This window comes from Streptomyces boncukensis (assembly GCF_011045075.1).
GTDB lineage: Bacteria > Actinomycetota > Actinomycetes > Streptomycetales > Streptomycetaceae > Streptomyces > Streptomyces boncukensis.
On the sequence record NZ_JAAKZZ010000265.1, the window covers coordinates 1 to 10,269 of the forward strand.

10 protein-coding genes and 1 pseudogene are annotated in these 10,269 nt (G+C 77.2%); 8 read left to right on the forward strand and 3 right to left on the reverse strand.

What is annotated here, in order from left to right:
* Positions 1-490, forward strand: a 490-nt coding sequence (locus tag G5C65_RS22695) for an anthrone oxygenase family protein (protein ID WP_241265974.1), incomplete at its 5' end; no start/stop codon positions are given.
* Positions 491-513: 23 nt separating this feature from the next.
* Here the strand turns inward: G5C65_RS22695 and G5C65_RS22700 are convergent.
* Positions 514-1,392 carry a class I SAM-dependent methyltransferase gene (locus G5C65_RS22700; protein ID WP_241265975.1) on the reverse strand — a complete coding sequence of 293 codons (879 nt, stop codon included), beginning with the start codon at positions 1,390-1,392 and terminating at the stop codon, positions 514-516.
* Positions 1,393-1,859: 467 nt separating this feature from the next.
* Here G5C65_RS22700 and G5C65_RS22705 point away from each other — a divergent pair, with 467 nt between their 5' ends.
* From G5C65_RS22705 to G5C65_RS22715, 3 genes are all read left to right on the forward strand, one after another.
* Complete coding sequence (locus G5C65_RS22705; RefSeq protein WP_165300757.1) at positions 1,860-2,540, forward strand: TIGR04282 family arsenosugar biosynthesis glycosyltransferase; 681 nt, start codon at positions 1,860-1,862, stop codon at positions 2,538-2,540.
* A complete protein-coding gene (locus tag G5C65_RS22710) occupies positions 2,537-3,181 on the forward strand; it encodes a methyltransferase domain-containing protein (RefSeq protein ID WP_165300758.1) in 645 nt (214 codons plus the stop codon). The genes G5C65_RS22705 and G5C65_RS22710 overlap by 4 nt, the downstream gene beginning before the upstream one ends.
* A gap of 88 nt (positions 3,182-3,269) precedes the next feature.
* Entirely contained in the window at positions 3,270-4,334 is a 1,065-nt protein-coding gene (locus tag G5C65_RS22715) for a zinc-dependent alcohol dehydrogenase (RefSeq protein WP_241265976.1), read from the forward strand.
* 104 nt (positions 4,335-4,438) lie between these two features.
* Here the strand turns inward: G5C65_RS22715 and G5C65_RS22720 are convergent, their stop codons facing one another.
* Positions 4,439-5,914 (reverse strand): FGGY-family carbohydrate kinase, encoded by a 1,476-nt coding sequence (locus G5C65_RS22720; protein WP_165300759.1) that lies wholly within the window; start codon positions 5,912-5,914, stop codon positions 4,439-4,441.
* A 108-nt stretch (positions 5,915-6,022) separates the two neighbouring features.
* Here G5C65_RS22720 and G5C65_RS22725 point away from each other — a divergent pair, with 108 nt between their 5' ends.
* The 4 genes from G5C65_RS22725 (at position 6,023) to G5C65_RS22740 (ending at position 10,011) form a co-directional block, all read left to right on the forward strand.
* Positions 6,023-6,682: a histidine phosphatase family protein gene (locus G5C65_RS22725; protein WP_165300760.1), complete on the forward strand. Its 660-nt coding sequence runs from the start codon at positions 6,023-6,025 to the stop codon at positions 6,680-6,682.
* The gene (locus G5C65_RS22730; RefSeq protein ID WP_165300761.1) at positions 6,679-7,527 is read left to right on the forward strand and encodes a DeoR/GlpR family DNA-binding transcription regulator; all 849 of its coding nucleotides are present in this window, start codon (positions 6,679-6,681) and stop codon (positions 7,525-7,527) included. Before G5C65_RS22725 ends, G5C65_RS22730 begins: the two co-directional genes overlap by 4 nt.
* A gap of 33 nt (positions 7,528-7,560) precedes the next feature.
* A complete protein-coding gene (locus G5C65_RS22735; RefSeq protein WP_165300762.1) occupies positions 7,561-9,045 on the forward strand; it encodes an FGGY-family carbohydrate kinase in 1,485 nt (494 codons plus the stop codon).
* Positions 9,046-9,114: 69 nt separating this feature from the next.
* Positions 9,115-10,011, forward strand: a complete 897-nt coding sequence (locus G5C65_RS22740) for an alpha/beta fold hydrolase (protein WP_165300763.1) — start codon at positions 9,115-9,117, stop codon at positions 10,009-10,011.
* A gap of 100 nt (positions 10,012-10,111) precedes the next feature.
* Here the strand turns inward: G5C65_RS22740 and G5C65_RS39470 are convergent.
* Positions 10,112-10,269 (reverse strand): annotated as a pseudogene (locus tag G5C65_RS39470) (aminoglycoside phosphotransferase family protein); the annotation flags it as partial.

Sequence of the window (10,269 nt, forward strand, 5' to 3'; positions counted from 1 at the left end):
GCAAGGGGCGTCCCTGGTCGGGGCGGCACTGACCACGGGGCTCAGCGCCGGGCTGTACTACGGCTTCGCGGTCGCCGTGATGCCGGGGCTGCGGCGGGCGGGGGACCGGACGTTCGTCGAGACCATGCAGAAGATCAACGAGGCCATCCTCAACGGGTGGTTCCTGCTGCTCTTCCTCGGCTCGCTGCTGCTGACCCTGGCCGCCGGGGCGCTGCGGCTCGGCACACCGGAGGGCCGCGGGGCGCTGCCGTGGATCGGGGCAGCGCTGCTGTGCTACGTGGCGGTCATGGTGATCACCTTCCGCGGGAACGTACCGCTGAACGACGCGCTGGACGCGGGCGGGCTGCCCGGGTCCGAGGAGCAGCTGGCCGCCCTGCGGGAGCGGTTCGAGGACGCGTGGGTGCGCTGGAACGCGGTCCGCGCGCTGTGCAACACGGCGGCGTTCGGCTTCCTCGCCTGGGCGCTGGTCCGCCACGGCCGCTCGGTGTGACCGGGCGGGGACGTACCCGCGGGCTACTTGCGGACCAGCATCAGGTGGTACTCCAGATGTCCCCGGCAGAACGCGCGGAACGGCACCAGCAGCTCCCCGGTCCGCCGGGCGGTCTCCGCGCCGCACCGCGCCTCGATCTCCGCGCGCCGGTCCGCGAACAGCGCGCCCATCACCTCCCCGGAGATCCGCATGTTCGCCGTCAGGTCCCACAGCCGTACCGCGTGGAACCCGGCCTCCTCGGTCTCGGCGAGCAGCCCCGACAGCGAGCTCGGCGCGCCGGCGCTCCACATCTCGGTGAACGCGGCCAGCTCCGCCTCGGGCGGGGTGCCACGCAGCGTGAACTCGGTCAGCAGCAGCCGTCCGCCGGGCCGCAGCACGCGGTGCGCCTCCCGCAGGGCGCGCGGCCGGTCCCGCATATGGGTCAGGGAGTCGATGGCCCAGGCGGCGTCGAACACCTCGTCGTCGAACTCCAGGTCCATGGCGTCCCCGTGCCGGAAGTCCAGCCGGTCCGCGAGCCCGGCGGCCCGCGCCCGCTCCCGGCACCGCTCCACCTGGACCCGGCTCACGGTGATCCCGGTGACCCGGCCGCCGCCGCGCCCGGCCAGCCGCACCGCCGGGCCGCCGGTGCCGCAGCCGATGTCGAGCAGGTGCTCCCCGGGGCCGAGCCCGGTGTGGTCGAGGAGGTGGTCGGTCTGCCGGTCCTGTGCGAGGTCCGCCAGCTCCGGGAGCCCGGCCACGGAGGGCGGGCTGTCCGGCGGCACATACAGCCCGACATGGAGCGCCGTGCTCCCCAGCAGCTCGCCCATCCGGTCGTACATCGCCCCCACCTCCTCGGGCGGCGGCGCGGCGCGGCGGGCGGCGGCTGACGGGCGCGTCTTCGGCGTCCGTCCGGTCGCGGACATGGGCGGTCCCTCCCCGGCGAGTCGTGGAACCGTGGCCGGCCGTCGACGCTACCGGCCCTCGCGCCTCCCCGACAGACGGCGCGGAGCCACGGCCCGGAAGCCGCGAGACATTACCGAACGGAGACCTCCGGCTGAACATCCTTCCCCGCCGCCGGGTACTGGGGGAACATCGGCCGCGTCAGGACCAGCCCACCCCTCCCGCGCCCCGAGCCGCCGGGAGGGGCGGTCCGGTGACGGTGACCGGGACCTACGAGGTGCGCAGGACGGATGAGATGCACGAGGCCCATCGGGTACGTCGGATTCGGATACGGCCGCGCCGCGGGCGGGAGCCCCTGACCCGGTGCGGCCCCCGTCGGCGGAGGCCGCCCGCGCCGTCCTCCGGACCCGTGGCGTCCGGTCCGGCCATGTCCGGACCGGCCACGCCCGGACCAGCGATGCCCAGACCCGTACGACCACCGGGAAGTGAGATGCCGGGGCCCACCACACTGCTCGTCATCGCCAAGGAACCCCGGCCGGGGCGCGTGAAGACCCGGCTCGGTCCGGCGTTCACCCCGCGCGCCGCCGCCGCGCTGGCCGCCGCCGCGCTCACCGACACCCTGTGCGCGGTGCTGGCCGCGCCCGCGCGCCGCAGGGTGCTGGTGCTGGACGGGGCCCCCGGGCCCTGGCTGCCCCGCGAACAGCCGTCCGACGGGCCGCCGTTCGAGATCGTGCCGCAGGTCGACGGGGGACTCGACGAGCGGCTCGCCGCCGCCTTCGCCTGCTGCGCAGGCCCGGCGCTGGTGGTCGGCATGGACACCCCGCAGATCACCCCCGCGCTGCTCGCGCCCGCCACGGACCCCGCCGCCTGGCACGGCTGCGACGCCTGGTTCGGCCCCGCGGCCGACGGCGGGTTCTGGGCGCTCGGCCTGGCCGACCCCGACCCGGAACTGCTGCGCGGCGTCCCCATGTCCACGCTTGCCACCGGAGCCGCCCAGCGCGCCCGGCTGACCGGCGCGGGGCTGTCCGTACGCGATCTGCCGAAGCTGCGGGACGTCGACACCCCGCACGATGTGGAACCGGTCGCCGCCGAGGCCCCCGGCAGCCGCTTCGCGGCCGAGCTGGCCGCACTCACCGGGCGCGTTCCCCGCGTGAACGAGCGGAAGGCGTGAGCGGCTGGGCGGCGGCACCGTACACGGCGGCACTGCGCGACGGGGGACAGCTCACCCTGCGCGGGCACGACGGCTGGTCCTGCCCGCTCGACGTCGCGCGCTGGAGCGCGGTGGCCGACGCCGCCGACCTCGCGCTCCTGCGCCGCTGCGACGGTCCCGTCCTGGACATCGGCTGCGGCCCCGGGCGCCTCGTCGAGGCCCTCGGCACCCGCGGCCACCGGGCGCTCGGCATCGACATCAACCCCGGCGCCGTGGAGGCCACCCGGCTGCGCGGCTGCCACGCGCTGCGCCGCTCCGTCTTCGACCGGGTGCCGGGCGCGGGCCGCTGGGGCACCGCACTGCTGATCGACGGCAACATCGGCATCGGCGGGGAGCCGCGGACCCTGCTGCGGCGCGTGGCCCGCCTGGTGCGCCCCGGCGGGCTGCTCCTCGCCGAGGCGGCCCCCGGCGAGGTGGACGAGCGCCGCCATGTCCGCCTGGACGCCGGGAGCGGTGCGCCGGGCCCGGCGTTCCCCTGGGCCCGGCTGGGCGCGCGGGCGCTGCGCCGCGAGGCGACGGCGGCGGGCTGGGCCTGCGCGGAGACGTGGACGCACCGGGGCCGCGTGTTCCTGACCCTGACCACCCCCACCGGGCCCGGCTGAGCGGCGGGGCGGCGCCCCGCGCGGGGCGCCGCAAGAGGGCGTGTGCCATGATCCCGGAAGCAGCGCGACGCACACGGAGGGTTGGCAGATGCAGGGGAACTGGCCGGACGGCACCATGCGGGCGGCCCGCGTCACCGGCCCCGGCAGCGCCGACCTCGCGTCCGTCCCGGTACCGCCGCCCGCGCCGGGCACCCTCCTCGTCCGCGTCCGGTACGCCGGAATCTGCGGCACCGACCTGGAGATCCTGCACGGCACCTCCCCGTTCCTGAAGGACGGCCGGATCGCGCTGCCGCACATCTTCGGGCACGAGTGGTACGGCGAGGTCGTCGCCTACGCCGACGGGGCCGACGACGGCCCGCTTCCGCCACTCGGATCACTCGTCGCCGGGCGCACGATGGTGCCGTGCCACCGCTGCGCCCGGTGCCACGCCGGACATCCGCAGCGGTGCGCGGCGCTCCGCGAGACCGGGCTCTACGGACTCCAGGGCGGCGCCGCCGACTACGCGCGGATGCCGGTCGACGCCGTCACCCCGCTCCCCGCCGGGCTCCCGGAGCCCGCGGGCGCGCTGGTCGAGCCCGCGGTCTCGGTCGTCGAGGCGTTCGAACGCGCGGCCCTCCGCTTCGACGACCGCGTGGCCGTCATCGGCACCGGCACCATGGGCCTGCTGGCCGTGCAGTTCGCGCGCCGGTACGCCGCCGAGGTGCATGCCGTCGGCATCGACGGGCCCGGCCTGGAGCTCGCCGCGCGCTGCGGTGCGCACGCGGTGTTCCGACCCGGTCAGGCCCCCGAGGGCGGCTACTCGCTCGTCGTCGAGGCGTCCGGTGCCGCCGCCGCGTTCCCCTCGGCGCTCCGGCTCGGCGAGCGCGGCGCCCGCGTCGCCATGGTCGGCGTCGCCCAGGAGCCGGTGTCCTTCGTGCCGGGCGAACTCTCCCTGCAGGGCTTCGACATCCTCGGCATCCAGCACGGCATCGGCCACTACGACCGCACCGTGGCCCTCTTCGAGCACGGGGTGTTCGACGCGGAGCCACTGCTCGCGCGCACCCTGCCGGCCGCGGCCGTGCCGGACGCCTTCGCGCTGCTGGAGTCGGGCCGCGGCGGACCGCCGAAGATCCTGCTCGACTTCACCGGGGAGGCGGCCCGCGGGGGCGGGTGACGCGCCGCCCGTCCGTCCGTCCGACCGCCCGCCCGTCCGGGCTCCGGGCCGGGGCCGCCCCGGTACAGATATGCGATGCGGGGGCGGCCTCGCCCCCGCAGCCCCTACCGCCACTCCCCGCCCTCCAGCGCGCGCCCGACCGCCGCCCGGTAGCGCGCGTACCCTTCCTCGTAGCCCGCGCGGGCCGCCGGGTCCGGCTCGACGACGCGGTACGCGCCGAGCCACCGCTCCTCGTCGACCGGGTCGCCCAGCGCCGCACGCGCCACCAGCGCGGCGCCCTTCGCGCCGACCTCGGCCTCCTCCGGCACCCGCACGGGGCGGCCGAGCACCCCGGCGAAGGTGCTCAGCCACGCCGCAGAGCGGGTGCCGCCGCCGCACGCGGCGAGCGCCGCGGACAGCCCGGCGGCCTCCAGGCAGTGCCGCGCCGCGTACGCGACTCCCTCGCACATCGCGCGGACGACATCGGCACGCGCGTGCCCGAGATGCAGCCCGTCGAACCGGGCCCGCGCCCCGGGCGCCACGAACGGAGCGCGCTCGCCCGCCTCGGACAGGAACGGCAGCGCGGTCACGCCGCGCGCGCCCGGCGGGCTCTGCGCGAGCAGCGGCTCCAGGTCCGCCGTGGCGGCGCCGACGGTGGCGAGGGTCCAGTCGATACCGGCCGTGCCGACCATCGCGGGCATGGCGCGCAGCCAGCGGTCCGGCCGCGGCGTGCACAGCCACATCCCGGCCGGCTCACCGCCGGGGCGGGGGTCCGCCCGGTCGGTGAGCACCTGGCAGGCGAGCGTGGTGCCGACCGTCAGCAGCCCGTCGCCGGGCTCCCGCACCCCGCTGCCGAGCGCGCAGGCGGGCAGGTCGTACGGGCCCGAGGTCACCGGCAGCCCGGCGGGCAGGCCGAGCAGCGCCGCGCCCCGCGCGTCCAGCGCGAGCACGGTGCCGGGCGCGGCGGGCGGCGGCAGCCGGGCCGCGCCGGCGAGGCCGCAGGCGTCCAGCGCCTCGGGCGCGTAGCTGCGGGTGCGCGGGTCGAGGAAGGGGAGGGTGGCGTCCGAGGCGTCCACGCTGACCGTGCCGGTGAGCCGCTGTGCGACGGTGTCCACGCAGTACCCCGCGACGGCGGCGCGCTCCAGCGTCCCGGGCTCGTGCTCCCGCAGCCAGGCCAGCAGCGGCGCCGGGCAGCCGGGGAACATCCCGGAGCCGGTGCGCTCGTACACCCGGCGCACCGTGCCGTCCTGACGCCACCGCGCGACGAGGTCCGCCGCGCGGCCGTCCATCCAGGAGATCGCCGGGCGCACCGGGCGGCCCTCGGCGTCCCGCAGCCACAGCCCGTCGCCCTGCCCGGTGAGCGCCAGCGCGTCCGGTGCCGCGGGCAGCGCGGCGGCGACCTCGCGCACCACCGCGGCGACGCTCTCCACCACCTGCTCCTGGTCCTGCTCGACCGCGCCGCCGGGCCGCCGCAGCAGCGCGGAGCGGCGGGCGGCCGAGCGCACGGCGCGCCCGTCCCGGTCGAAGGCCACGGCCTTGGTGACCGACGTGCCGACGTCGACACCGATGATCAGGCCCGGACTCCCGGCGGTGGGCGCCATTGCCGCTCCTCTCTGCACACGTTCGCTGTTATGTTTATAGCCCTTTACGTGAAGAAGCAATGGCCGGCCCCGGAGCCAGTGGGGCGGACGGCCGCACCAGGAGGACGTATGACCGCCGCCCGGCTGCTGCTCGTACGGCACGGCGAGACCGTGTGGCACGCGGAGAACCGCTACGCGGGCAGCTCCGACGTCGCGCTCACCGAGGCCGGAGTGCGGCAGGCCGAGGCGCTGGGGGAGTGGGCGGCGCGGCGCGGCGGGGTGACGGCGCTGGCGTGCTCGCCGCTGGAGCGCGCCCGGCTCACCGCCCGCCCCGTGGCAGCGGCCCTCGGCCTGGCGCCGGTGGTCCGCGAGGGGCTGCGGGAGGCCGACTTCGGCTGGGGCGAGGGCCGCACCATCGCCGAGATGGCGGCCGAGTCGCCGGAGCGGGTGCGGGCCTTCCGGCAGGACGCGGAGTACGGGGCCTTCCCCGGCTCCGAGCCGCCCTCGGCCGTCGCGCACCGGGTGACGGCGGCGCTGCGCGAGCTGGCCGCGGCGCACCCGGGCGGCACCGTCCTCGTGGTCGCGCACAACACCGCGTTCCGCATCGCGCTGTGCGCCCTGCTCGGCATTCCGGTCGGCCGCTACCGGCTGGTGCTGCCCCGGCTGGACAACGCGGCGGTCACCGAGATCGGGATCGACGGCGCCCGTACGGCGCTGTACTCGCTCAACGTCCCCACCGGCAGCGACAGCGGCATCGGCACCGGCGGCGACCAGGAGGCGCGCCCATGACACGGCAGACAGGGCACCGGGCTCCGCACCCGGACCCGGACCCGGGCCCCGGGCGGCACCGGGGCCGGGAGAGCCGCAGGCAGGACATCGCCGAGCAGGTGCTGGCGCACGGCACGGTCAGCGTCGGCTGGCTCGCCGAGCGCGCCGGGGTCAGCGTGATGACCGTCCACCGGGACCTGGACGAGCTGGCCCGGCGCGGCGTGCTGCGCCGCTTCCGGGGCGGGGTCTCGGCCCAGCCCTCCAGCGTCTTCGAGAGCAACCTGGACTACCGGCTCGGGGTGCACATGGTGGAGAAGGAGGCCATCGCACGGGCGGCGGCGGAGCTGGTCGAGCCGGGCATGTCGGTGATGCTGGACGACTCCACCACGGCGCTCGCGCTGGCCCGGCTGCTGCCGGGCCCCGGCACCGCGCCGCTGACCGTGCTGACGAACGCCCGCCGCGTCGTCGACGTCTTCACCGGACGCGACCGCGACGATGTGCGGCTGATCGCGCTCGGCGGCGAGTACTCGCGCACCCACGAGTCCTTTCTGGGCGTGCCGTGTGTGGAGGCCGTCGCGGCGCTCTCCGCCGACCTGGTGGTGGTGAGCACCTCGGCGATGAACGCGCGGATGACCTTCCACCAGGAGCAGGACGTGGTGCTGGTCAAGCGCGCGATGCTGCGCTCGGGCACTCGGACCGCGCTGCTGATGGACCACTCGAAGCTGGCCCGCACCGCGCTGCACCGGCTGTGCCCCGTGGGCGACTTCGACCACGTGGTGGTCGATACCGGCGTGCCGCCCGAGCTGCTGGCCGAGCTGCGCGAGCAGACGGACGTCCGGGTCGCGGAGCCGGCCGGGGAGCGGTGAACTAACCTGATGCATGTGAATTTCACATCGAATATGTCAGAACCAGGTGCCCCGGAAGCGGAGGCCGATGCCGTCGTCGCCGGGGTGGACGTCGCCACGGCGGCCGTCCGGGTGCTGTGCGTGGACGGCCGGGGCCGGGTCCGCGCGGAGGGCGGAGCGCCCCTGCCGGCACCGGTGCGCGACGCGGAGGGCCGCAGCGAGCAGGACGCGGACGCCTGGTGGCCCGCCGTGGCCCGCGCGCTGCGCCAGGCGACCGGCGCCCTGCCGGGGGGCGGCCGGGAGGTCGTGGCGGTCGCCGTCTCCGCCACCTCCGGCACGCTCGTCCTGGCGGACCGGGACGGGGCGCCGCTCGGCCCCGCGCTGATGTACGACGACCGGCGCGGCGCCCCGTTCAACCGCCGGGCCCAGGAGCGCGGCGCGGACCGCTGGGCGGCGCTCGGCCTGAGCGTGGGCCCCACCGCCGCGCTCGGGCGCGTCGGCTGGTACGCCCGACACGCCGGCGCGCCGCCCGGCGCGCGGCTGCTGCACACGCCCGATCTGCTGGCGCGCCGCCTGACCGGCGGCCCCGTGCCCGCGGACTGGAGCCACGCCCTGAAGACGGGCTACGACCCGCTGCGCGGCGAGTGGCCGGACGAGGTCCTCGAAGCGCTCGGAGTCCCCGGGGGCTGGCTGCCCGAGGTCGCGGCCCCCGGCACCGGGGCCGGGACCGTGTGCGCCGCCGCCGCGGCCAGGACCGGGCTGCCCGAAGGCTGCTCGGTGCGGCTCGGCATGACGGACGGCTGCGCGGGCCAGCTCGCGACCGGGGCGGTGGCGCCCGGCGAGTTCGTGGGCGTCCTGGGCACCACGTACGTGCTCAAGGGTGTCACCCGCGACCTGGTCACCGACCCGGCCGGGGCGTTCTACAGCCACCGCCACCCGGACGGCTGGTGGCTCCCCGGCGGCGCGTCGAACACCGGCGGCGAGGCGCTGAGCGACACGCCGCCGGACCGGCTCGCGGCCCTGGACGCCGCTGCCGCCGCGCGCGGGCCCGCGTCCTGTGTGCGCTACCCGCTGCGCCGCTCCGGCGAGCGCTTCCCCTTCGTCAGCGGCGCCGCGCACGGCTTCACGCTGGGCACCCCGGCCGACGCCGCCGAGGCGCACCGCGCCGCGCTGGAGGGCGTCGCCTTTCTGGAGCGGCTGGCCCTCGACCGGGTCCGGGCCCTCGGCGTCCCCGTCGCCGGGCCGCTGCGCGCAGCGGGCGGGGGCAGCCGCAGCGCGCTGTGGAACCGGGTGCGCGCGACCGTGCTGGGGATGCCGCTGCGGGTGGCGCCGCGCGCGGAGACCGCGTTCGGCGCGGCGCTGCTCGCCGCCACCGGCACCCTGCACCCGGACCTCACCCGGGCCGCAGCCGCGATGACGGCTCCGGGCGAGGAGACCGCGCCGGTGGAGGCCGAGCGTGCGGCGCTGGAGGAGTCCTACGCCCGCTTTGTCGCCGAGCTGACAGACCGCGACTGGCTGGATCCCGCCTCTATCGGGTGATGCACGCTTCTGGACGGTATTCCGGTCGTTTCACCGGATGTCAACCGCTTCCGCCCGGAGGTACCGTCCATGAGTGCCGAGCGCGTCCGCACCGTCACCCTCGAAGGCTTCGGCTACCGGTGCCGGATCGTCGACCACCCCGCACCCCGAACCGAGCCGGTGGTCGTCCTCGGCGGCGCCTACCAGGACATGTACGCCTACCGGCGCGTCGAGGGGCCGTGGACGGCCGTGGCGACCGTCATCAGCGTCGACCTGCCGGGCTCGGGCGCGGCGGACGACCTGCCCGCGGCGTACGGCTTCGACTTCCTCGCCCGCGCGGTCGCGCACCTGCTGCGCGAACTGGGCATCCCGTACGCCAACGTGTTCGGCGCCTCCTACGGCGCCCCGGTCGCCTACGCCCTCGCCCAGGCGGCTCCCGAGCGCATCGCACGGCTCGCCCTGGCGGGCGTGGGCCCGGCCTTCTCCCCGGCGGGCGCCGCCGAGCTGCGCGCCATGGCCCGCTGCCTGGAGACCGGGCGGCTGGAGGAGTACGGGCGGCACTGCGTCGGCGCGCTGGTGTGCCGGGACTCCCGGAGCACCGTACGCAAGAACACCGTGACCGCCCGGCTGCTGGAGCGGATGATGAGCTCGGTCACCGCGCGGGACCTGCCGCGGCACCTGGAGTCCACCCGCAGGCTCATCGCCTGGGAGGGGCTGCCGCCCGGCGGGATCGCCGGCGTCCCCGCGCTCTGCTTCACCGGGGAGCACGACCCGCTCACCCCGCCGGACCGGGTGCGCGAGGTCGCCGCCACCATCGAGGGGGCGCTCTTCACCACGGTCCGGGAGGCCGACCACCTGGTGAACCTCGAACGCGGCCCCGAGTTCGGCGAGCTGCTCGCCCGCTTCTTCACCGACCAGCCGCTGGACGGCCTCGACTATCTGACCCCCCTCGAACACCCCGCACGCCCCCTGCTGCTCGGCGTGTGAGCCACGGCATCGCGCCCCGCCGGGGTGGCGGGGCCGGGTCCCTGGCGGACTCGCCGCGGCGGGCGGCGAGGGGCGGCCCGGCTCCGGCGGCTGCGCGGGCTCAGAACGCGTGCCAGCGCACCCCGCTCCCGTCCGCGCCCCGCCGCAACGAGGCGACCCGCCGGGCGAACTCCCGCAGCGCCGCCGGGTTGCCCGGCACGTGCTGGGCCACCCACGCGCAGCTCGCCGTCTCCCGGGCCGCCCGCAGCACCGCGCACC